Source organism: Acinetobacter sp. YH12254 (genome assembly GCF_013417415.1).
Classification (GTDB): domain Bacteria; phylum Pseudomonadota; class Gammaproteobacteria; order Pseudomonadales; family Moraxellaceae; genus Acinetobacter; species Acinetobacter pseudolwoffii.
In genome coordinates this window covers 1-21,976 of the sequence record NZ_VPEB01000002.1, presented here as the reverse complement: position 1 = coordinate 21,976, position 21,976 = coordinate 1, and the positions used below count along the sequence as shown (strand labels likewise).

General features: G+C 43.1%; 25 protein-coding genes and 1 rRNA gene. 16 read left to right on the top strand and 10 right to left on the bottom strand.

The window, feature by feature from the left end; translation table 11 throughout:
* Window positions 1–77 precede the first annotated feature (77 nt).
* The 5 genes from FTV29_RS01855 to FTV29_RS01835 all read right to left on the bottom strand — a co-directional run bounded on the left by FTV29_RS01855 (window position 78) and on the right by FTV29_RS01835 (window position 4,294).
* Window positions 78–1,157 carry a porin gene (locus FTV29_RS01855; RefSeq protein WP_180074985.1) on the bottom strand — a complete coding sequence of 360 codons (1,080 nt, stop codon included), beginning with the start codon at window positions 1,155–1,157 and terminating at the stop codon, window positions 78–80.
* Window positions 1,158–1,460: 303 nt separating this feature from the next.
* On the bottom strand, window positions 1,461–1,874 hold the full coding sequence (locus FTV29_RS01850) for an HIT family protein (RefSeq protein ID WP_005170623.1): 414 nt from the start codon (window positions 1,872–1,874) through the stop codon (window positions 1,461–1,463).
* Between the two features lie 31 nt (window positions 1,875–1,905).
* Entirely contained in the window at window positions 1,906–2,175 is a 270-nt protein-coding gene (locus FTV29_RS01845) for a YARHG domain-containing protein (RefSeq protein WP_074383196.1), read from the bottom strand.
* Window positions 2,176–2,261: 86 nt separating this feature from the next.
* On the bottom strand, window positions 2,262–3,134 hold the full coding sequence (locus FTV29_RS01840; RefSeq protein WP_005097081.1) for an NAD(P)-dependent oxidoreductase: 873 nt from the start codon (window positions 3,132–3,134) through the stop codon (window positions 2,262–2,264).
* A 62-nt stretch (window positions 3,135–3,196) separates the two neighbouring features.
* Window positions 3,197–4,294, bottom strand: coding sequence for an alpha/beta fold hydrolase (locus tag FTV29_RS01835; protein WP_180001731.1), 1,098 nt, complete (start codon window positions 4,292–4,294; stop codon window positions 3,197–3,199).
* 142 nt (window positions 4,295–4,436) lie between these two features.
* Between FTV29_RS01835 and FTV29_RS01830 the strand changes: the two genes are divergently transcribed.
* From FTV29_RS01830 to trpB, 9 genes are all read left to right on the top strand, one after another.
* Window positions 4,437–5,624, top strand: coding sequence for an O-succinylhomoserine sulfhydrylase (locus tag FTV29_RS01830; protein ID WP_074383193.1), 1,188 nt, complete (start codon window positions 4,437–4,439; stop codon window positions 5,622–5,624).
* A 28-nt stretch (window positions 5,625–5,652) separates the two neighbouring features.
* Entirely contained in the window at window positions 5,653–5,982 is a 330-nt protein-coding gene (locus FTV29_RS01825) for a YbaB/EbfC family nucleoid-associated protein (protein WP_004731251.1), read from the top strand.
* A 13-nt stretch (window positions 5,983–5,995) separates the two neighbouring features.
* A complete protein-coding gene (gene recR, locus FTV29_RS01820; RefSeq protein ID WP_004278698.1) occupies window positions 5,996–6,592 on the top strand; it encodes a recombination mediator RecR in 597 nt (198 codons plus the stop codon).
* A gap of 178 nt (window positions 6,593–6,770) precedes the next feature.
* Window positions 6,771–7,913 (top strand): HRDC domain-containing protein, encoded by a 1,143-nt coding sequence (locus FTV29_RS01815; protein ID WP_005097077.1) that lies wholly within the window; start codon window positions 6,771–6,773, stop codon window positions 7,911–7,913.
* A gap of 130 nt (window positions 7,914–8,043) precedes the next feature.
* Complete coding sequence (locus FTV29_RS01810; protein WP_005097076.1) at window positions 8,044–8,349, top strand: YcgL domain-containing protein; 306 nt, start codon at window positions 8,044–8,046, stop codon at window positions 8,347–8,349.
* 21 nt (window positions 8,350–8,370) lie between these two features.
* The gene (locus tag FTV29_RS01805) at window positions 8,371–8,754 is read left to right on the top strand and encodes a hypothetical protein (protein WP_180074984.1); all 384 of its coding nucleotides are present in this window, start codon (window positions 8,371–8,373) and stop codon (window positions 8,752–8,754) included.
* Between the two features lie 21 nt (window positions 8,755–8,775).
* Complete coding sequence (locus FTV29_RS01800; RefSeq protein ID WP_100355324.1) at window positions 8,776–9,627, top strand: MoxR family ATPase; 852 nt, start codon at window positions 8,776–8,778, stop codon at window positions 9,625–9,627.
* Between the two features lie 13 nt (window positions 9,628–9,640).
* Complete coding sequence (locus tag FTV29_RS01795) at window positions 9,641–10,828, top strand: VWA domain-containing protein (protein ID WP_180074983.1); 1,188 nt, start codon at window positions 9,641–9,643, stop codon at window positions 10,826–10,828.
* A gap of 108 nt (window positions 10,829–10,936) precedes the next feature.
* Window positions 10,937–12,145 carry a tryptophan synthase subunit beta gene (gene trpB / locus FTV29_RS01790; RefSeq protein WP_180074982.1) on the top strand — a complete coding sequence of 403 codons (1,209 nt, stop codon included), beginning with the start codon at window positions 10,937–10,939 and terminating at the stop codon, window positions 12,143–12,145.
* A 126-nt stretch (window positions 12,146–12,271) separates the two neighbouring features.
* Here the strand turns inward: trpB and FTV29_RS01785 are convergent, their stop codons facing one another.
* The 3 genes from FTV29_RS01785 to FTV29_RS01775 form a co-directional block, all read right to left on the bottom strand.
* On the bottom strand, window positions 12,272–12,703 hold the full coding sequence (locus tag FTV29_RS01785; RefSeq protein ID WP_005097071.1) for a CBS domain-containing protein: 432 nt from the start codon (window positions 12,701–12,703) through the stop codon (window positions 12,272–12,274).
* A gap of 104 nt (window positions 12,704–12,807) precedes the next feature.
* Complete coding sequence (locus FTV29_RS01780) at window positions 12,808–13,188, bottom strand: DUF2750 domain-containing protein (protein ID WP_005097070.1); 381 nt, start codon at window positions 13,186–13,188, stop codon at window positions 12,808–12,810.
* Window positions 13,189–13,340: 152 nt separating this feature from the next.
* Window positions 13,341–13,574: a hypothetical protein gene (locus FTV29_RS01775; RefSeq protein ID WP_005097069.1), complete on the bottom strand. Its 234-nt coding sequence runs from the start codon at window positions 13,572–13,574 to the stop codon at window positions 13,341–13,343.
* Between the two features lie 224 nt (window positions 13,575–13,798).
* Here FTV29_RS01775 and FTV29_RS01770 point away from each other — a divergent pair, with 224 nt between their 5' ends.
* Together FTV29_RS01770 and FTV29_RS01765 are read left to right on the top strand one after the other, a co-directional pair.
* Window positions 13,799–14,158, top strand: a complete 360-nt coding sequence (locus tag FTV29_RS01770; RefSeq protein ID WP_035337940.1) for a hypothetical protein — start codon at window positions 13,799–13,801, stop codon at window positions 14,156–14,158.
* A 97-nt stretch (window positions 14,159–14,255) separates the two neighbouring features.
* On the top strand, window positions 14,256–14,579 hold the full coding sequence (locus tag FTV29_RS01765) for a hypothetical protein (RefSeq protein WP_005097067.1): 324 nt from the start codon (window positions 14,256–14,258) through the stop codon (window positions 14,577–14,579).
* Here the strand turns inward: FTV29_RS01765 and FTV29_RS01760 are convergent.
* Both FTV29_RS01760 and FTV29_RS01755 read right to left on the bottom strand, forming a co-directional pair.
* Window positions 14,503–16,080 carry a pitrilysin family protein gene (locus tag FTV29_RS01760; RefSeq protein ID WP_180074981.1) on the bottom strand — a complete coding sequence of 526 codons (1,578 nt, stop codon included), beginning with the start codon at window positions 16,078–16,080 and terminating at the stop codon, window positions 14,503–14,505. The genes FTV29_RS01765 and FTV29_RS01760 overlap by 77 nt on opposite strands.
* 11 nt (window positions 16,081–16,091) lie before the next feature.
* A complete protein-coding gene (locus tag FTV29_RS01755) occupies window positions 16,092–17,486 on the bottom strand; it encodes a pitrilysin family protein (RefSeq protein ID WP_180074980.1) in 1,395 nt (464 codons plus the stop codon).
* Window positions 17,487–17,665: 179 nt separating this feature from the next.
* Here FTV29_RS01755 and ftsY point away from each other — a divergent pair, with 179 nt between their 5' ends.
* The 5 genes from ftsY to FTV29_RS01730 all read left to right on the top strand — a co-directional run.
* Window positions 17,666–18,772, top strand: coding sequence for a signal recognition particle-docking protein FtsY (ftsY, locus tag FTV29_RS01750; RefSeq protein ID WP_180074979.1), 1,107 nt, complete (start codon window positions 17,666–17,668; stop codon window positions 18,770–18,772).
* A 173-nt stretch (window positions 18,773–18,945) separates the two neighbouring features.
* Entirely contained in the window at window positions 18,946–19,635 is a 690-nt protein-coding gene (locus FTV29_RS01745) for a nitroreductase family protein (RefSeq protein ID WP_100329566.1), read from the top strand.
* Between the two features lie 191 nt (window positions 19,636–19,826).
* The gene (locus FTV29_RS01740; RefSeq protein ID WP_005097059.1) at window positions 19,827–20,420 is read left to right on the top strand and encodes a nitroreductase family protein; all 594 of its coding nucleotides are present in this window, start codon (window positions 19,827–19,829) and stop codon (window positions 20,418–20,420) included.
* 200 nt (window positions 20,421–20,620) lie between these two features.
* Window positions 20,621–21,274, top strand: coding sequence for a DUF2057 domain-containing protein (locus tag FTV29_RS01735; RefSeq protein WP_074383185.1), 654 nt, complete (start codon window positions 20,621–20,623; stop codon window positions 21,272–21,274).
* Window positions 21,275–21,759: 485 nt separating this feature from the next.
* Window positions 21,760–21,976: ribosomal RNA gene (locus FTV29_RS01730) — 16S ribosomal RNA — on the top strand; the annotation flags it as partial.

Below are 21,976 nucleotides of genomic sequence, written 5' to 3'. Positions count from 1 at the left end.
TATATTGATAAAAAACACGCCAAAAAAAGAACATGCTGGAAACATGTTCTTTTTAAGCTTGGTGAGGGTGGCTAGACTTAGAAGTCGTAACGCATGCCGACTGACAGTCCAAGTGCAGTTTCACCAGCTGCATTGACACCTTGAGATGAACCTGCCTTGTTACTACGCGCCTGTGACCATGGCGTTAAGGTGGCACTGTCATCATTTAACATGGCAGCAATATTGCCATATACACGGAACTGTTTATCAAGTCGGTGTTCTAGACCCAGCGCGAGCAAGGTGGAACTGGCTTCACTGGCATCGACATCGCGGTGGAATACATGGCCTTTAAGGGTATTTTTGTCTGTAAGTTTATAGTCCGCACCGATTCCGTAAACATTTGCATCTGCATTGGTGCCGCTGCCATCATCAAGAGAAGTGAACTGATAAAGCGCGCCCACATTTAATTCTGGGGTCAGTTTATATGCAGCTGCTAAACGGATACCATCACGTTCTCCTCGGCTAACATCTTCAGCATAATGCTCGTAAGCGGCTGCTATATCCCAGTTGCCTGCCTTGTAGTTTAGGCCTAGGTCATAGGCTTGAGACTTTTCATTGGTCTCTTCAGTCGTATCATTGCTGATCATGGTGCCATCATGTAAAGACAAGGCTGCTGTTGCAGTGAAACCGCCACCAAATTTAGGCGTTTTATATTCAATGGTATTCGGGTTGCGCTCATCAAAACGATGGTTGTAGGCACGCGTGACGTTACGTAAGTCGCCAACTTGGTCACCAAAGAAGTTAGCAGGGCCGCGGGCTGCTTTAAATGGACTGTCAAAACGACCGACTTTTACCTGACCGAAGTCACCTTTAACCCCGACAAAAGTATCACGGGTTGAGAAGTTAACAGAATCTTCTTCATCGTCAGAGCCGCTTGAAAAGTTAATTTGTTGTTCGATTTGAGCAAAAGCCGTCATGCCATTTTCTAATTGTTGTTCAGCTTTAAAGCCAAGGCGTGACGAGTTTGATGATAAAGCAACTTCATTATAGTCTTTACCATCATCCAGATAATCTAAAGAAACGTGTGCACGACCATAAATTTTAACGTCAGCAGCAGCTGCCATGACTGGTGTTAAAATTGTTGCCCCAATTGCTAATGCAGATAACGTTTTTTTCATGTGTTGCTCCAATAAAGACTTTTTATTCATCGTCTTAAAACAAGTTTCAGTCATGTGTTGAAACATGTACCGCTCTATTGGTGCCAAGTATCGATTACAAATAAGACAGTAAGATTAAGGAAATATTTCAAATCTGTTAAATGTTGTATTTTGTAAGTTTTGTAATATTACACATTCAATTTTTTGTATTTAAAGATAATTTGGTTGCTATTATCTTAATGATTCGCATTTATTTCTAAAGTTTTATGCTTTAAGTAGAATAAAAAAATGGAGCCGAAGCTCCATTTTTTTATTCAGTTAAACTTAAAGTGCAGCTTTGATTTTTTCAGCCAGCGCTTTAATTTTTTCCTGATCACCCATCTGGGCAGCATGTTTACCCAAGTTGTGCAGAGAAGTCGGCACTAGATGAAAATGAATATGCGGTACAGTCTGACCAGCAGCAGCACCTGATAATTGCATCAGGACAATGCCATCAACGCCCAAACCTTTTTCAATTGCTTTCGCAACCTTCTGTACAATTTGAATCGTATAGGCCGCAGCTTCAGGATCTAGATCTAGTAAAGTGATGGCTGGTGCTTTCGGAACGACCAGAGTATGACCATCTGCTTGCGGCATGATGTCCATAAATGCAAGAACCTGGTCATCTTCATACACTTTAATCGCAGGAAGTTCACCGCGTAGAATTCGTGCAAAAATATTCTGATCATCATAAGTCATAAGTACATTCCTTGAGCGTTATTGAATTGAATTATTTACAGTTCAATTCTTTCTGACGATCTTTGATCACGTCAAGACGCTGTTGCTCTTTTTCCGAGAATTTTGGCTTGGTTGTATAGCAATTGTCATTGCCGAACTTCGCTTTTGCTTCTGGATCTTTAAAACAGAATCCTTTAGACGCATAAATCACGTCATGATCATTTTTCAATTTTTTGCATTCCTGTTCAGATGCAAGAACCGATGTTGAAGCCCCGAACAAAGTTGCAAAGCCAACTAATGCTGCAACAGAAAATTTCTTCATGCGAGTTTCCTCTGGGTTATCCACTATATGTGCCTGCCTACTAGTCACAATATGAGGTTTTGTTATCATTATTCAATGGCGAGATATTACTCGATGGTAATATTACTCCATGATTCATACATTTTCACGGCACTGGAAAAATCACTGTTTTTATCCGATAGATCACTGGCCGCCTGAATTAGATTCTGGGTTAATGATAGCACAGGCGCAGACAGTTTAGCCTCACGCGCCAGGTCGATTGCGATGCCGGTATCTTTGGCCAAGAGTGGCAGGGCAAAGGTTACAGGAAAACTGCGATTTAAAATACGCTGTGGTAATACGGTTTCGGTCACCATGCTTTTACCACTTGAAGCATTAATACAATCCAGTGCTTCATTCAGGTTGACTCCATGTGCTTTCAGCGTAGTAAAGCCTTCTGCGACCGCACACAGGTTTACAGCCATTAACATATTATTCACGGCTTTCACTGCAAAACCTGCGCCAGATTCACCGACATGCTTAATCAGTGTGCCAAAAGCCTGCATCGCAGGAAGGGCTTTTTCAAAACCTTGGACATCGCCGCCTACCATCACTGTCAAGGTGCCATTTTCAGCACCAATGGTTTGACCGCTGACCGGTGCATCCAGAAAGATAGCACCACGTTCAGCCAGTTGTGCTGCCAGTGTTTGCGCGGAATCCGGTACACCACTGGTACAGTCGACCCAGACTGAGCCGGATTTAAGCGACAAATTTTCCAGAAGTTGTGCTACATCGGCACTGGTCGGCAAACATGAAAAGATAATATCTGCCTGAACGGCCTGTTCTAGCGTAACGGCTTGAGTGCCATATTCAGCAGCATGTTGCTCTGCTTTGTCAAAATTGCGGTTCCAGACATAGACGGTATCAAACTGCTTGGGTAAATGTGCCGCCATACGATAACCCATGGCACCTAAACCGATAAATGCTACTGACTGAATCATGCTGTATCCTCTGAATATGTAAATAAATTTTAATGTTTTTTGGCGATGCTGACGCAGATGCGCTAAGCATCAAGACGTGTAGAGCGCTGTGCCAGCCAGGTCGTCATTTTGGGCCAGAACGTATTGGCTGTTTTCTGGTTGGACATCAGGCCCAGATGACCACCCGGAATCAGAGTAAACGTCTTATCCTGGCTACTTGTCAATTCTATCAAAGGCTTAGCTGACTGTTCTGTGACAATCTGATCGGTTTGGCCGGCACCGACCAACAGCGAGCAGCTGATATTCTTAAGGTCAACAGTACGACCATTTAAGGTGATTGAACCTTGTTTTAAAGGATTTTGCAGCCACAGATGTAAGACCATGTCCTGATTAATCCCGCCCGGATAATCAATCATCTTATTCAGAAAATTTCCCATGGTGGCATGTTCATAGACATTTTCGACATGATCCAGATTCAGCAAAAACTGCTTCTGGCTTTTCAGCCAGCCGATCGGATCCAGTAACTTAAAGCCCAAGGCATTTACAATGCCGGGCGTATGAATATATTGCTTTGGAATATGACCCTGATGAATGGCCTGTTGCAGATTTTTATTTTTAGAAATCAGTTTATTGGTGGTCGAAAACAGTTTGCCGACCCGTCCTGATGCATAACTGTCGATGGGGCTGCCAACGACCATCAAATTTTTGACATGTTCAGGCGAATGCAAGGCGGTATAAAGCGTGACAAATACCCCAGCCATACTCCAGCCGTGTAGGGAAATGAACTGACTGTCCGAATGCTTGCAGATGGTTTCAATAGATTGAGGAATGGCTGCATCAATAAAAGACAAAAAGTTTAAATGACGATGTCTAAAGTTAAAACGTTTCCATTCCACCAGATAGACATCAAAACCGCTATGCTGAAAATGCTTGACCAGCGAACGATAGGGATACAGATCATAGATATCCATATTGATGGCGAGAGGGGCGACAAATACCAATGGCTCCTTGTATTTCTTCTCGGGTGAGGCGTAATAGCGAATCTTGCAAAACTCGGTGCTGGCAATATATTCAAAAGGCGTTTTTTGCGACAGAATCAGAGAGGAGGCATTAAACATCCGGGCACTGAAATGTTTCAATTTTTTTTGCTGGCGCTGAAAGTTTTGTTTTAACTGAATCATGTAAATAAAATATCCGTATCCGGGGAAGGATTGATCGAAGTCTAAGCAATAATTGCTTATTATGCCTTGACCTGAAATAGCATAGGCGCTCAAAATGTTGGCAATTTTTTACAAAAGGCAGCCTTAGGGCTGAGGTAGAGCGATGAGCCAGCAAGACGATATTTCATATCAATTAGAAACTTTAGCCATCCGTACAGGTCATACCCGTAGCTTTGAGGGTGAGCATGCTGAACCCATTTTTCTAACATCGTCATTTGTTTATGAAAATGCCGCCGAAGCTGCTGCGAAATTTTCAGGTCAGGAACCGGGCAATATCTATTCTCGCTTTACCAACCCAACCGTTGCCATGTTTGAAAAACGTCTGGCGGCACTCGAAGGTGCAGAGCGCGCCGTTGCTACCAGTTCAGGTATGGCTGCCATTATGGCAGTGACCATGGCTTTTTTGAAAGCAGGTGATCACGTCATCTGCTCACGTGCAGTCTTTGGTTCGACTGTTTCGCTATTTGAAAAATATGTCGCAAAATTTGGGGTTAGTGTCGATTTTGTAGATTTGACCGATCTTGATGCATGGAAAAATGCCATCCAGCCTGAAACCAAATTACTGTTTGTTGAATCTCCATCAAACCCGCTTGCAGAAGTGGCTGACATTCAGGCATTGGCTGATATTGCCCATGCCAATGATGCTTTACTGGCAATCGACAATAGCTTCTGTACACCAGTGTTACAACAACCCCTCAAATTTGGTGCAGACCTGGTGGTGTATTCTGCGACTAAATATCTGGATGGTCAGGGCCGTGCCTTAGGTGGAGCTGTGGTTGGAAACCATAAACTGCTGGAAGAAATCTTTGGTTATGTGCGTACCACAGGTCCTTCAATGAGTCCGTTTAATGCATGGGTATTCCTGAAAGGCTTGGAAACGTTACGTTTACGTATGCGTGAGCATTCAGCAAGTGCGCAGCAACTGGCTGAATTTCTGGATCAGCATCCAAAGGTAGAGAAGGTTTATTATGCCGGTCTGCCTGCGCATATCGGTCATGCGCTGGCAGTGAAACAGCAGACGGGTTTTGGTGGCATTGTGTCTTTTGAGGTGAAAGGCGGTCGTGAAGCCGCTTGGACAGTCATTGACAATACCCGGTTTATCTCGATCACCGGTAACCTGGGGGATGCGAAATCAACCATTACCCATCCGGCAACCACTACACACGGTAAATTATCGCCTGAAGCCAAAGAAGCAGCAGGTATTCGCGAAGGTTTAATTCGTGTTTCTGTTGGTTTAGAAGAGATTGGTGATATTATTCGTGATATTACTCGTGGTTTAGATCTTATCTAATTTTATAAATTTATGTTCGGAGATATTTATGAACATTAATATGTTGATGCAGCAAGCTCAGCGCATGCAAAAAGAAGTTGAAAACAATGTAAAAAAAGCCAAAGAAGAGCTGGCACAAACTGAAGTGCATGCCGAAGCGGGCGGTGGTTTGGTCAAAGTCACCATGACTTGCCGCAATGTGGTGAAGCGTATCGAAATCAACCCTGAATTACTTCAGGATGATCCAGACATGATCGAAGATCTGATTGCTGCTGCAATGAATGATGCTGCGCGTCAGGCAGAATTGGTCTCTGATGAAAGAATGAAAGCAGCAAACTCGGGTATGGGTTTACCACCGGGTCTGGCAGGTATGTTCTAAGGAAGAATGCGCAATGTTTAGTGATCGTTTTGATCAACTGGTTCAAGCATTACGCATTTTGCCAAGCGTTGGGCCGAAATCGGCTCAACGTATGGCATTGCATATGATCATGAAAAATCGTGAAGGTGCAATTGGTCTGGCGCATGCGTTGACTGAGGCGACCAACTACATTCATGAGTGTTCGGTTTGTCATTCATTGACTGAAGATGAAGTGTGCAATATCTGTACGTCGCTAGATCGTGATGATGAATTGCTCTGTGTGGTGGAATCACCTGCAGATGTTATGGCGATTGAGCAAAGTGGCAGCTTTAGAGGGAAATACCATGTACTGGGCGGGCATTTGTCACCGCTCGATGGGATTGGTCCTGAAGAAATTGGCATTCCGTATTTGTTGCACCGTTTGGCCAATGGTCAGGTGAAGGAAGTCATTCTCGCTACTAATGCGACGGTAGAAGGTCAGGCCACGGCACATTATCTGGTGGAAGCCAGCAAGCATCTGCCGATCCAGATGACTCGAATTGCCCAAGGTGTACCACAGGGCGGTGAACTGGAATATGTCGATAGTCATACCTTGAGTCAGGCCGTACATAACCGGATGCGCATGAAGTAAGATAGACTTAAAAATCTTGTTAGTTTTAATATAAAAAAGATATTATTTAAAATCTAGAGCCTAATAAATAAGGGGTATTTTTGCTAGATAGAGCAGAATCAACGTTATTTTTTATACAAAAATTCTATAGATCAGTTAATATGGATCTATCGAGAATCTAATTTTAGACTCAGTCTTTATGTTTCAATTTATTCAACATCAAAACGATTTATACCCTGTGCTGAACCTGATGGATCAGAGTTCTGTTTACGGGCTGGATACCGAATTTATCAAGGTCGATACTTTGTGGCCGAAACTGGGTGTGTTTCAGATCAATGTAGACAACAAGGTCTATTTGCTGGATGGAACCACCCTGGATCTGACTGAGTTCTTCAATAAAGTTTTTAACGCCCAGCAGAATATTTTTCATGCTTGTAGCGAAGATATTGATCTGCTTTATCACTATACCCAAAAGAAATCACTGACCAATGTGTTTGATACCCAGGTCGGCATGTCTTTTCTGGGGCATGGTCTGCAAGTCAGCTATCAGAATGCGCTCAAACAGATGCTGGAAGTCGATATCGAAAAAGACCAGACCCGTTCTAACTGGCTGGCACGTCCTTTAAGTTCAGAACAATTACTTTATGCGGCCAATGATGTGCATTATCTGGTCAAGCTGTCTGACAAAATCAAACAAGAGCTAGATACGAAATACCTACTGGATTTTGCCTTGCAAGACTGTCGTTTCTTGACTCAGGAAATTGGTGAAGATACACCAACGGCCTTGTTATATCAGGATGTGGGGAATTATCGCCATTCACGCCGTCAGCTGATGCAATTACAGCAATTGATGGTCTGGCGCGATCAGATTGCCAAAGCACTGAATCAGCCACGTAGTTTTATCTTAAAGAATGTCAGTATGATTGATCTGGTCGAGAAGTTCCCGCGCAATAACTTCCAGCTGAGTCAAGTCAAAGATATCCGTTCAAATGTGGTTCGTGAACATGGTAAAACCATTCTGGATCTGCTGAAATTCTTGCCGGAACCGGAAAGCTGGCCGTTACGTCTGGCGCGTCCAATCCGTCATTCCTCCAAAGATATCGGCGAAAAGATCGATAACATCATTCAAAATGTAGTCGATGAAACCTCAATTCCAAAAGAAGTGCTGATGCGTAAAAAATGGCTGAATGCCTTGTATCAGCATGTGGTCTTTCATAAGGATGAGCAGGATCTGCCGGATTATCTGCTGGGCTGGCGCTATGAACTGTTAACCCAGCCACTGATTCAGGTGCTGCATCAGGATGAATCTTATTTATCGACCCAGATGAAAGTCAGCGAGTGATCGCTTGCAGGATTGGTTAAAGATAGAGCAATTATACAAAATCACGACTGATGCATGAGACGTGGCTAATGTTTCTGTCTTTTTTTTGATGTATCCTTGCGGATGTTTTTCCAGAAAAGTCGTTTGAAACATGCAAGTGTCTATCTACAAATCCAGCAAAAAAAGTGAAATGTATCTGTATGTGGCGCGTCCTGCGGATGAAAGCGAAGCTGAAACATTCGAGCCACTCAGCGTATTGTCTGAGCCCGTACAAGCCGCATTTGGACGTGCGACTTTTGTCATGCATCTTGAACTGAGCGAATCGCGTAAACTGGCACGTGCCAATGTATTGCATGTGATGGATTCTATTGCTACACGTGGTTTCTTTTTGCAAATGCCGCCAGAAGGCTTGATTGATCCGAATGCAGTCGCTCCAGAAGGATTGCGTGGCGCTTAATGTTAATTCAGGAGTTGTGAAATGAATGGTTATGTTGCTGTCTTAGACTCAATTCCTGAACAGAGCATTGCTGTTGCGGTTTATCTGCTGGGCAGCCTGATTGCTTTATGGTGCTGGTATGGCGTAACCAAGCGACTGCCTAAGCCGCTAGGTGGTTTTTTGTGGATTTTAGGCTTTGCCATTCTATTGACACCGACGGTATCCGAGGGGCCGAATGCCTCTATCGCACCTGCAATCTTTGGCTTGCTGTTTGGTGTGTTGACCAAAGAGCAAGCTCTGATTTGGATTAATGCGTCACTTATTTTATTTGTCATTGGGATTGGATCTGTGATTGGCTATTGCTGGTCGACCTATGTGTTGAACAAGGGCAATCTTCGTGTTCACAAGAAAAGTTCACCGTTGTAAGTAAAAAAATAAGGTTAAATCATGTCTGCTGATCATCAACAATTTTCAGGTACAGCTCAGTACATTGCGACTGACAGTTTAAAGTTGGCGGTTAAAGCTGCCCGTAGTTTACAAAAGCCGTTATTGGTCAAAGGTGAGCCTGGTACAGGGAAAACTTTATTGGCTGAGCAGGTAGCAGAAAGTCTGGGTCTAAGACTGATCACCTGGCATATCAAGTCCACCACCAAGGCACAGCAAGGCCTGTATGAATACGATGCGGTGTCGCGCCTGCGTGATAGTCAGCTTGGTGATGACCGTGTCTATGACATCAAGAACTACATCAAGCCGGGTAAACTGTGGGAAGCATTTACCAGCGAAGAACGTTGTGTCTTGCTGATTGATGAAATTGATAAGGCAGACATCGAGTTTCCGAATGACTTGCTACATGAACTCGATAAAATGTCGTTCTATGTATACGAGACCGGGGAAACCATTACCGCAACCCAGCGTCCAATCGTCATCATTACCTCAAATAATGAAAAAGAATTGCCCGATGCATTCCTGCGCCGTTGTTTCTTCCACTATATCGAATTTCCGGATGAAGCGACCATGCGCGAAATCATCGATGTACATTTCGAGAATATCTCTGCCACATTGGTCAATGAAGCCTTGCAGGTTTTCTTTAAATTGCGCCAGATTCCGGGTTTGAAAAAACCACCATCAACATCTGAGCTGATTGACTGGCTCAGCCTGCTCATGGCTGACGACATGCCGGAAGATATTTTGCGCAATACTGATAAATCCAAAGCGATTCCACCCTTGTACGGCGCCTTGATCAAAAATGAGCAAGATGTACAGTTGCTTGAACGTCTAGCCTTTATGTCACGTCGTTAAGGGAGAAACACGCATGTTTGTGCGACTGTTTTATACCTTACGCAAATACGGCGTACCGGTCTCAACCCGTGAGCTGATCGATTTGAATCAGGCGGTTGCGGCTGGACTGGTCTTTGCCGATCAGGATGAGTTCTATCAGCTGGCCAAAACTGTAATGGTTAAGGATGAGCGCTATTTCGACAAATTCGATCGTGCCATGAAGGACTATTTTGATGGTATTCAGAGCTTTGATCTGGATGAACTGCTGAATCAGGTGCATAAGCTGCCCAAAGACTGGTTCGATCTTGAACTGCTTGAAAAGCATTTGACTCCTGAACAGCGCGAAGAGCTGAAAAAAGCCGGATCATTAGAAGAACTGATGAAAATGCTGGAAGAGCGCTTGCGCGAACAGCATAAAAAACATCAGGGTGGCAACAAGATGATTGGTACCGGCGGCACTTCGCCTTTCGGTGCCTATGGCGATCATCCGGAAGGGGTGCGTATTGGTGGGCCGGGACGGAAACGCTCTGCGGTGAAAGTCTGGGAGCAGCGTCAATATCGCAACCTCGATGATGAGCAGATTCTGGGAAGTCGTCAGATGCAAATGGCACTGCGCCGTTTGCGTAAATTCGCGCGTCAGGGTGCAGCCGAAGAGCTGGATATCGATGGCACGATTCGTGAAACCGCCAAGCAGGGTATTTTAGACGTACAGCTGGTGCCTGAGCGCCGTAACCGCATTAAGGTGCTGATGCTGTTTGATGTCGGCGGTTCCATGGACTCACATATTGCCCAGTGTGAAAAACTGTTTAGCGCAGCCAAAACCGAATTTAAAACCCTGGATTATTTTTATTTCCATAACTGCCTGTATGACTATGTCTGGAAAGACAATATCCGTCGTTCCAGTTCACGCATGAATACCTGGGATTTACTCAATACCTATGGTCGCGATTATCGGGTAATTGTGGTCGGTGATGCCAGTATGGCGCCTTATGAAATCACCTCGGTCGGCGGCTCGGTTGAATATATGAATGATGAAGCAGGACAGGTCTGGCTACAGCGTCTGCGACAGCATTTTGATAAAACCGCATGGCTCAATCCCGAAGAAGAAAATTATTGGCATTACACGCATAGCATTGGTTTGATTAAGCAAATCTTTGAGAACCATATGTTTCCAATGACCTTAAAAGGCATAGAGGATATGACCAAATATTTGGCACGTTAATTCCATTTTTCTATCAGTGACTTTATCTATTGTTATTAGTGCTTTAATGAAAATCGCTTTAAGATGAAGTCACAATTTCTATTTTAAATCCAGTTTTCAGGGATCGCTATGGATCATCAAATTAATGGTATTGCATTACCGAATGAAGCAGGTTTCTTTGGTAATTATGGCGGTCAGTTCATTCCGCCTGATCTTAAACAGGCGATGGATGATATTAATGTTGCATATCAGGAAATTCGCCATACTCCGGAATTTCAAAACGAGCTGAAAGACTTGTTTGCCCACTATGTCGGTCGCCCGAGTCCACTATTTCATGCCAAACGTCTGTCTGAAAAATTGGGCGGCGCACAGATTTACTTAAAACGTGAAGATCTGAACCATACCGGTGCACACAAGATCAATCACTGTCTCGGTGAAGCTTTGCTGGCCAAATACATGGGCAAAACCAAAGTCATTGCAGAAACGGGTGCGGGGCAGCATGGAGTAGCATTGGCAACTGCCTGTGCCTTGGTTGGGATTCCATGTGAAATTCACATGGGTCAGGTGGATATTGAAAAAGAGCATCCAAACGTCGTAAAAATGAAGATTCTGGGTGCGCGCCTGATCTCTGTGACGCGTGGTACAGCAACCCTGAAAGATGCAGTTGATAGTGCATTTGAAGAATACTTGAAAGACCCGAAAAATTATATCTATGCCATTGGTTCGGTGGTGGGGCCGCATCCATTTCCAATGATGGTACGTGATTTCCAGTCCATTATCGGTGATGAAATCAAAGTGCAAAGTAATGACCGTTTTGGTGCAAACCCGGACTATGTGGTGGCCTGTGTTGGCGGTGGTTCCAATGCAGTGGGTGCATTTACCGCGTTTTTAAATGAACCGGAAGTAAAGCTGGTGGGCGTAGAGCCGGCAGGTCATGGCCTGGACACCGATATGCATTCGGCGACTTTAACTTTGGGTAAACCAAGTCAATTACATGGTATGGCCTGCTATGTGCTGGAAGATGAGCAGGGTGAACCTTTACCGGTACATTCGATTGCTTCTGGCCTGGATTATCCTGGTGTGGGGCCGCAACATAGTCTGCTTAAGGATTTGGGCCGGGTCGAGTACACCACCGCCACCGATCAGGAATGTCTGGATGCTTTCATGACCTTGTCGCGTGTAGAAGGTATTGTGCCGGCTTTAGAAAGTTCACATGCAGTGGCCTGGGCAATTCGTGAAGCAGGCAAATTGCCAAAAGAAGTCAAGATCGTGGTCAATCTTTCTGGTCGTGGTGATAAAGACTCGGATTATGTGGCAGAAAAATTAGGTCTAAACTGATTTTATCCAAAACACGAGTATAAAAAATCCCGGTTATATACCGGGATTTTTTATACATTCAACCGAAGCTTGATCTTCAGTTATTTAAATGCGCTTCAAATATTGGAGAGAAAGCCAGAGATGCTTTTAACCTGAAATATATTGCTGTAATTGATCAATCAGTTTGCGTTGGTCATCCATTGCTGCTTTGACCAAATCTCCGATTGAAATCAGACCAAGCAGTTTTTCATCTTCTACCACTGGCAGATGCCGTAGATGGCGCTCAGTCATTAAGGCTAAACAGTCTTCTACAGTCGTCGAGGTATTTACGGTAATCACTTTAGAGGTCATGATTTCATTGACTGTGGTATCGAAAGAGGTTCTTTGCATCAGGGCGATTTTACGGGTGTAATCCCGCTCCGACAAAATCCCTACCACGTTATCTTCATGCGTTACCACAAGTGCCCCGATTCCTTTATCAGCCATCAAGGTGATGGCCTCTAAAACAGTAGAATCTGGACGGATGGTATAAATAGCTTGATGCATTTTTTCATTCAGCACCTGTGCCACATTGGTCATGCTTCATCATCCTTACTGGTCAATTTATTATTAATCCTAGAGTATGCCTTCAACCTGAACATCTCTAAGTGTTTAGGTTTTAGTCTTTATAAATAGCATGTTATTTACGCAATGTGCAGTCTTTGTTGTGAAAAAAATAGATGACGCATCTGTGCAGTGCTCAGTTTAAGTCTGGTGCCATTGGTATTGCACAGGGCTGGGGTGACATTCAGGCGCGACAAGGTCGGCAATAATGCATTTTCAAAATCTTCAGAATTGATTTTACGCGGAGCATAATCAGGCCAATGTTGCTGGGCATAATTTTTGGCATCGAGAGGATTTAGCCAAAACGGGAAAATACAGTCTTCCTGATCACGCATCATTGCCCAGCCTTTATGATATGCGCCCCATAGCTCGCCACAATTCCTTAAAGATTTCAGCATGGTGATCTTGAAAAGGGATTCTTTACAGATCGGATCAATTTGAATAATTTTTCGTGGTTTCATTAGAATAAAGTGCTATTGGATGTCAGACCCTATTCTAGGAACTTTATAAGTAATTACTGTTTCAGCTTTGCAAGGATTGGTAAGAAAATATGTATTTATTGCTATTTATCGAAAAAAAGGGCTGAAAAAAACGCCACCTAGGTGACGTTTCATTATGCTTGCAGGGTGGCCATGTTCTGCCAGTACTGCGCTTTGAGTGAATCCCGTTCTACACGGAAACCTTGATAATAAAGTTCTGCTAAAAAAAGCGCTGCTTTACCATGACCTGCACGAGCTGCATCTTCAAGCTGTTTTACCGCATCCACAAAGTTCATTTGGGATTGGATGGTATTCACGGCATCTGCATACAGATGTTCCAGATCGTGTTGAGAGAGTTGTTGTATCATATAAAAACTCCTTAATTTTAATTATGATTACAGGACAGACTAATAAGTCTAAATACAAATATAACTTAGCATTGTTAAACTAATATTACAAAATAATGGAAAAGTCAACCATTCGATTTTATTCGTTTACTTTAGTTATAGTTTACATGACTAAACTATACACACTTATAAATATTATTAAGATAAATTGTAAATAGAGATCAAACAATAAGGAGAAAGCCATGATGACAAGAACTTTAGATGGTGTAAATTTTGATATGCCACCAACTGCTGGGCAAATCTTGGAACTTGCACATTTGCATCGCAAAAAACTGGATGACGCTATATTTAGTAAATATACGCATCTAGGTAATTATGGACTGGCACAACGTAAAGAGGTGTATGACTTTACCCGTGCTCTGGATGTCAATCAGCGTGAGCAGTTCTATAAACTCTATAATGGCGAGTTGGTTCGAATTGCAGATGAAGATCGCCTGCATCCACCTGAAGCAGAAGCGGGGTTAAGTAAATTTGCTGTTGCACTGGTATTGGTGATTGTAGCATTGGTGCTCTATTCAACTATTCTGAGCAGAATGATGAGCTAATCCGCAGAGTCGTGGATTTTAGCCCTGCTAAATATGGCGCTACTGACTTGAACTTATATAAGCCTAACCATACACTACCTTTAACTTGAGGTAGTGTATGTCTATAGATACAGAAAAGTTAATTCAATGGTTCAGCAGAATCAAGCTGGAACAGATTTATAATATTGTTGTCATTTTTATGGTTGTGGTAATTTTATTTTTAGCCGCATTGGCTCTCTATCGTCCGCTTAGCATCTCTCAAATCACCCAGATTCGGCAACTTTCTGAACAGCAAAATTTGCCCCAAACTCAGGATCTGGCACTGGCTCTGTTAGAGCAGCAGCACATCCGTCGTGGGCAGTATCTTAAATTGATGCAGGCTTATCAGCAGGAGTCTCTGCGGGCGCGTCAGCTGCCACCGCTCTCGGTGGAGATGCCTTAGGCACAGGGTTTGCTGGCAAATTGAAATTGGCATCCATTAAATTCTGCTCCAAGCGCATTTTCAAGGCATCTTTATCCAGTTCTTTATTGACCACGACCAGCGTTAGGCGGTCTGGATGTAAATGTTTGCGTATTGCATTTTGCACATCCTTTGCGCTAATTCTGGCCAGACGTTCCGGATAACTAGATAAATAATCATTTTGCTCACTATAAAAGCCCATATTGCCTAACTGGGCATTAATGGTGGCATTGCTGCTGTAATTGTTAGGGAAGGCGCGCAGCATGCCTGCTTTGGTTTCTTCCAGACGTTGAGTGTCAATCGGTTGGCTGACAAAATTGATAAATGCCTGATGTGCAACCTGAATACTCTCTAGTAGCTGATCCTGCCGTGTAGAATATTTAAAGCTGAATACTCCGGGTGCCTGACTAAAGCTGAATGAGCTATAAGCGCCGTAGCTAAAACCACGTTTGACCCGCAGTTCCTGCATCAGTACCGCATTAAATCCACTCCCGCCAAACATGCGGTTGGCGACTTCTAGGGCCAGTCGATCTTCAGTAAAGCGTGATGGCCCTATATGTCCAAAAGTGATATGCGCCTGAGACGAGTTATAGGGTAAATGCACCACTTCAAAACCAGATTTAATTTCAGGCTGTGGTAATGCAGCTGCTTTTTGACCTTGAGTTAAATTGCCGGCAATCCGTTCTGACAGTTCCAGCGCCTGTTTGGGGCTGAGTTTACCGGTAATAGCAATATTCATATTTTGCGCCACCAGAAACTGATCACGGAATTGTTTTAATAATTCGGCATTAATTTTCTTGGTACTGCCTTGGGTGCCACTGATTGGTTCTGCATAAGGATGCTGACCATATAGAGTGCGATAAAAACGAATATCCATCAGCCGGCTTGGATTTTCCTGTAATTGCTTTTGTCCCACTTGGGTATTGCTTAAAGCCAGATTAATACTGGAGGGTTTAAATGACGCATTCTTTAGAACTTCCATCATCATTCCGAGTGCCGGTTCCAATTTATTTGGATCTGAAAGCGTACGCAGCCGAACCACAAACATGTCCCGATAGGCCTGTACGCTAAATTGTGCTCCAGTCTGGTCAAAAATTGCCGCGACCTGATTCGCACTATATCTGTCTGTGCCTTCACGCATCAGCCTGGCTGCCATGCTGGACAGGCCATAGAGTCCTTTAGTAATTTCCTGATCACGCGCCGAGCCGGCATTAAAGGTCAGCTGGATATCCACCATTGGAAGATCTTGGGTTTCAACAAATAGCGTACGTACCTGATAGCGATTGTTCAGGTCGTGAATATACGGTGCCTGAAATTCACGCTGCGGATTGAGATTTTTCAGGCTTTGCAACAGAGGGATAGACTGTAACTGACTCGGATTATCGTTTTGATCGGGTTGAGGGTCCAGATAATTTTCTGCATGAACAGCAGAAGTAAAACTTAAAATAAAAATAAGTAAAAAAGGGCGAAGATGATGACGCATTGCAATCCCCATTATTGGGCTTTTTGTTCAGGTGAGAGATAAAGTGTGCTGAGATTGTCTCGGACGAAATAGGCATTGGCGACACGCTGGATATCCTGAACGCTGACACTTTCAAAATGCTTGGGTAGTTGATCCATCAGCCGATAACTCAGTCCATTGACTTCCAGATTGCCAATCATTTTGGCCTGGCCGGCAATATCATCCTGACTATAAATCAAACTGGAGATAAAGCGGGTACTGATACGATCTACTTCCTGTTGGGTCATGGCGGTGGTTTTGAGTACATCCACTTCATCCTGAATCGCTTGTTGTGCCTCTTGCAAAGATACGCCTGGCGCAGGTAAGGCAGAAATGCCAAACAGGCTGTCACCACGATTATAAGGATCATAAGAAACGCTGACAGAGGTCAGAATTTTACGATCACGCACCAGACGGTCTTGCAGGCGTGAAGAAATGCCGCTGTCCAAAAGACTACGAATAATGGTCAAGGCATACGCATCTTGTGGGTTTTTGGCAGTGCCGAGGGATTTCACATTCCAGGTCATGTACAGATTGGGCACCTGAACATTACTGTTAATTTCCATATGCCGATAGCCTAAGCGCTCAAACTCCAGCACATCATTACGTGGCGGTGTTGGACGCGCAGGGATATCTCCAAAATATTTTTGCACTTGCGCTAAAGCCGCTTCCGATTCCACATTTCCAATAATTACCAGAATGGCATTATTGGGGCTATACCAGTCCCGATACCATTTTTTGATATCATTTAACTGAATATTATTTAGAGTTTTCATATGTCCAATCACCGGTTGGCGATAATGGCTGGTCGGATAACTGATCCATTTAAAGCGTTCAAAGGCCTGAGCGCGCGGGTTGTCATCGGTACGCTGGCGCCGTTCTTCCATCACCACTTTAATTTCTGGCGCAAAGTCCTGCTGCCGCAGTAATAAATTGCTCATGCGGTCAGATTCAAGTTCCAGTGCCATGGGGAAATAGGCTTTAGGATAGAGCTGATAATAATTGGTGTAATTGGTAAAGGTGGCGGCGTTGATGCTGCCGCCATAAATCCGGCTCAGACGGGTAAATTCGTCATTTGGAACTTTATGCGTACCTTTGAACATCATATGTTCAAGTGCATGCGATACCCCCAGAATATTGCCAGATTCATCACTGCTGCCGACTTTATACCAGATCTGGGTCATCACCATGGGCGCACGATGGTCTTCCCGAATAATGACTTTTAATCCATTGCTTAAAGTCGTTTCAAAAGTGGTGCGTGATAATTCACTGCGAGTCTGGGCTTGGGCCTGATTAATACTTAATCCCAGCAATAGGACACCAAGTGGATAAAGTGTTTGTTTAATCATTCTGGAAAAAGAGGAGACAGTCAAAAAGGTAGCGGACACTAGATCTCCCAAAAAATAGGCATTTGTATTTAGGGTTATTTTTAATAAATGCGGAGATGAAAGCAACCAAGAGCTGTAGCTTTTTGGTATGTTTGTCCAGCATTTGCATTGCTAGCTGCAAAGCAGGCAAGTTATGGTAGAATCTGGGTTTTTAACGCAATGCTTTTCAAGGATTCGGCATGCAACAGCAATCTAATGGGCAAAACAAATTTTTGATTGATGCTGATATCGGAGATGATGATGTCACATTACCGAGCTTACCTGCGGTCAATGTGCCTATCGTAGAAACGCCAAGCGAAACAGCTGTAGTTTCTGCACCTGTCGAAACAGAAACTGAAAATGAAGATTCTGCGGCGAAAGGTGGCTTCTTTAGCCGTATGAAAGTGGGTTTAACCAAAACCCGTAAAAACCTTGCCGATGGGATGGTAAATATCCTGATCGGTGGTAAAGAAATTGATGATGAATTATTAGAAGAAGTCGAAGAGCAGCTTCTGGTGGCCGATATCGGTGTGGAAGCCACCAAGACCATTATCGCTAACCTGACTGAACGTACGGCACGTGGTGATTTGATCTATTCGCATTCACTCTATAAAGCGCTTCAGGAAGAACTGGTGGCTTTATTGGCACCACGGGTAAAACCGCTGCATATTGATCCGAATAAATCGCCTTATGTGATTTTAGTGGTCGGTGTAAATGGTGTAGGTAAAACCACCACGATTGGTAAACTGGCCAAACGTCTGCAAGGTGAAGGCAAGACTGTCATGCTGGCGGCAGGTGATACTTTCCGTGCAGCTGCAACGGAGCAGCTGCAAATCTGGGGTGAGCGTAATAATATTGCGGTCGTGGCTCAAGGCAATGGTGCAGACTCGGCTTCAGTCATTTTCGATGCTTTTGAAAGTGCGCGTGCCAAAGGCGTAGATGTATTAATTGCTGATACAGCTGGTCGTTTGCATAACAAAGGTCATTTGATGCAAGAGTTGACCAAAGTAAAACGTGTCATGCAGAAAATTGATGCGACTGCACCACATGAAGTGATGTTGGTTGTCGATGCCGGAACAGGTCAGAATGCCATTAACCAGGTCGAAATGTTTGATGAGGCGGTAGGCCTAACCGGTTTGACCATTACCAAGCTCGATGGGACTGCTAAAGGTGGCGTACTGTTTAATATTGCCAGTCGTACTCATGTGCCGATTCGCTTTATTGGTGTGGGTGAGAAAATTGATGACTTGCGTCCTTTCTCTGCCAAATCTTTTGTTGCTGCATTGTTTGAAACTGAAAATAAATAATGCGTGATAATTCACACAAACTCCGCTAAGTGCGGAGTTTGTTGTTTTTGAGGGGTTTGAATGCTTTAAAAATCAGCTAGAAAATATGAACCAGATCTATCTACCGTAATAAAGCCATTATACTTGTATGGGATTATTCGAGCTGTTTTAGCTGGGTTTTGTGGGGGGAAGAAATGGCATTGCTAAATAAAATTGGTCAGGTATTAACAAGTGATATAACCAAGGACTTTAAATTTTCGAAAAAAAACAAACCTGATGATGATTTGAAACTGACTTTTGTTGATCAGTTGAAAAAGCGCCGTAGTATTTATGAACTTGGCAAGCGGGTACATTATAGTCAGGCGTATCTGAGTGAAATGCTTCAGGCAGCAGTTCGCAGTTGTCCTTCAGCCTATAATTCCCAAAGTACGCGGATTGTAGTGTTATTTGCGGATTCTCATTATAAGTTTTGGGAACTTGTCAAACAGGTTCAGCGCCAGCATGTGCCCACACATATTTACGAAGGTGCAGAGATCAAGTTAAATCAGTGTGCCGCGGCATATGGCACGATTTTATTTTACGAAGATCAAGCCGTGATTCAGCAACTACAAAAGAAAATGCCGCTCAATGCAGAAGATTTCCCGATCTGGTCTGAACAGACATCAGGAATGGCGCAATTTGCCGTATGGACTGCACTGGCAGATTCGGGTTTAGGTGCATCTTTACAGCATTATAATCCGCAGATCGACACTTTAGTCGCCGAGCATTTTGACATTGAAAAGAGCTGGTTGTTACGTGCCCAACTTTGCTTTGGCTCGATTGAGCAGGCAGCAAAAGAAAAATTAGAACAGCAAGATCAGCACTTTTTTAAAGTATTGAGTTAAAACCCGATGAAGGACGGTATAGCAGCATGGATGCTGCGAATGAAATCTAATACAAATATTCTATTCAGATCTAAGTCTGATTGTTCTATAAATAAAACACATTGTTATGGGAATGCACCTGTTTTAAGTGCTCAAAACACGTAGTATGACTTTATTAGTTTTTAATAATCAAAATACATAGAGGTGAATTTATGGCATTTTTAGATCAAATCAAACAGCGCCGAAGCATTTATACCATTGGGAAAAATGTGAGCCTGGAGCAGGCTGAAATTGAAAATCTCATTAAAGATGCAGTTAAACACAGCCCATCATCTTTTAACTCGCAAACTTCTCGTGTGGTAATTTTATTTGGTCAATCACATGATACTTTCTGGCATATTGTGCGTGAAACCTTGCGTGATCTTGTTTCGACAGATGCATTTGAAGCAACCAATAATAAAATTAATGGTTTTGCAGCAGGTTATGGCACCGCATTGTTTTATGAAGACCAGAATGTGGTGAAATCGATGCAAGAACAGTTTGCACTCTATGCCGATAACTTCCCGGTCTGGTCAGAGCATTCTTCAGCCATTGCGCAGTTTGCAACCTGGACAGCTTTGGCAGAGAAGAATATCGGTGCCTCGTTGCAGCATTACAATCCAATTATTGATGAAGAAGTTGCACAAACTTTTGAAGTCCCATCGCACTGGAAGCTTCGCGCACAATTAGTTTTTGGTTCTATTGAAGCACCTGCGGGCGAAAAAACCTTTATGGATGATGCGGAGCGTTTTAAAACCTTTGCATAAATCGGGTTTCAGCTAAAAAGAAGTGCTTTTGTGCTTCTTTTTTTATTTGTACTGGCTAAATAGCAGATAATTTAAAATTGCTAGTCAAATAAATGCTAAAAGTTCAGGTGAAATAAGAGAAGTTTTTGTCATAAAATTGTCATTTCGACGCGGCATAGTGCAGCTCAACTTTAATAATTAACTTGAAATGAGTAGATGATATGGATTTTCGTATTGCGGCAACTGTAGCGGCACTGTTGTTTAGTACCTCGGTTTTTTCAGCGGTGACTATTACAGTACCTGAAGAAATTAAGATCGTTGCGGTAAATAATCAGGAAATAAAATCAAGTCTATTACGTTCTAATTCAACTTATAAACTGGATGCTGGAATGAATAATATCAGCGTCCGCTATAATGAGTTTTTTCAGCACTCTGATAATTCACATGACATTTTAAAGTCGGGAGTGCTTACTGTAAAAACTCCAGAGCTTAAAGATGGTGAAACCTATCGTTTAGCGTTAATTAATGCACCTCAGAATTTTGACGAAGCTAAAAAGTACCAGGATCAGCCCATCATTGGCTTATATGATGCAAAAAATCAGCTGCTTGTTCAGCAAGCGGGCGCTAAAGATGCAGCGAGAACATGGTTTGCAAATAATGTATTGACCAAAACAGTCGAGATGAGTAGCAAGTCAGCAACATCACTTAATCAACCAGCACCTGTATATGCTCAGGCAGCTAGTGTGGCTACGGTCGCCACTCCTCAAACTCAATTCGTCGGGCAGAATGATCAACAACTCATTCAATTATGGCAAAAGGCCTCCAAAGCTGAACGTCAAAAATTTATGACTTGGTTGGCTGAACAGACGAATTAAAAGATAAAGTATGAAGGATCAAATGGTATTGATGCTTTTTTAATAGGTAGAGTGCAGAGATTTATATTTGGTTATACTTTTAATGCAAAAAAATCTGGAAAATCTCTCAGAAAAGGCTAAAAATAACATTTTAGATTAAAAAATAAACGTACAAGTCACTTTTTTGAATCTTTTTGAGAAAAGCCCTTGCGCTTGTTTTTAAAGTGTATAGAATACGCTGCATCAAGGCGATACAGCAAAACGAACTTAGCTGATTTAAGTTAGGTTGTTGTGTGAGTTGCCTAGTAGCTTGCTACTGACGAAGTAGTGAGAAAATCATTAAGAGATTATGAAGAACAACTTGTGTGGATTTTTACTGGTTGATTGATCGAAATTATTTTCATTGATTGAATGGTAGAAATTACTCGAAGTTTATTTGAGAAATATTTGTCAGAAAATTGATGAGCCAAGTTTAAGAACTTTACTTATAAAGTTCGAAATGATTTTAACTGAAGAGTTTGATCATGGCTCAGATTGAACGCTGGCGGCAGGCTTAACACATGCAAGTCGAGCGGGGAAGGGTAGCTTGCTACTTTACCTAGCGGCGGACGGGTGAGTAATGCTTAGGAATCTGCCTATTAGTGGGGGACAACATCTCGAAAGGGATGCTAATACCGCATACGTCCTACGGGAGAAAGCAGGGGATCTTCGGACCTTGCGCTA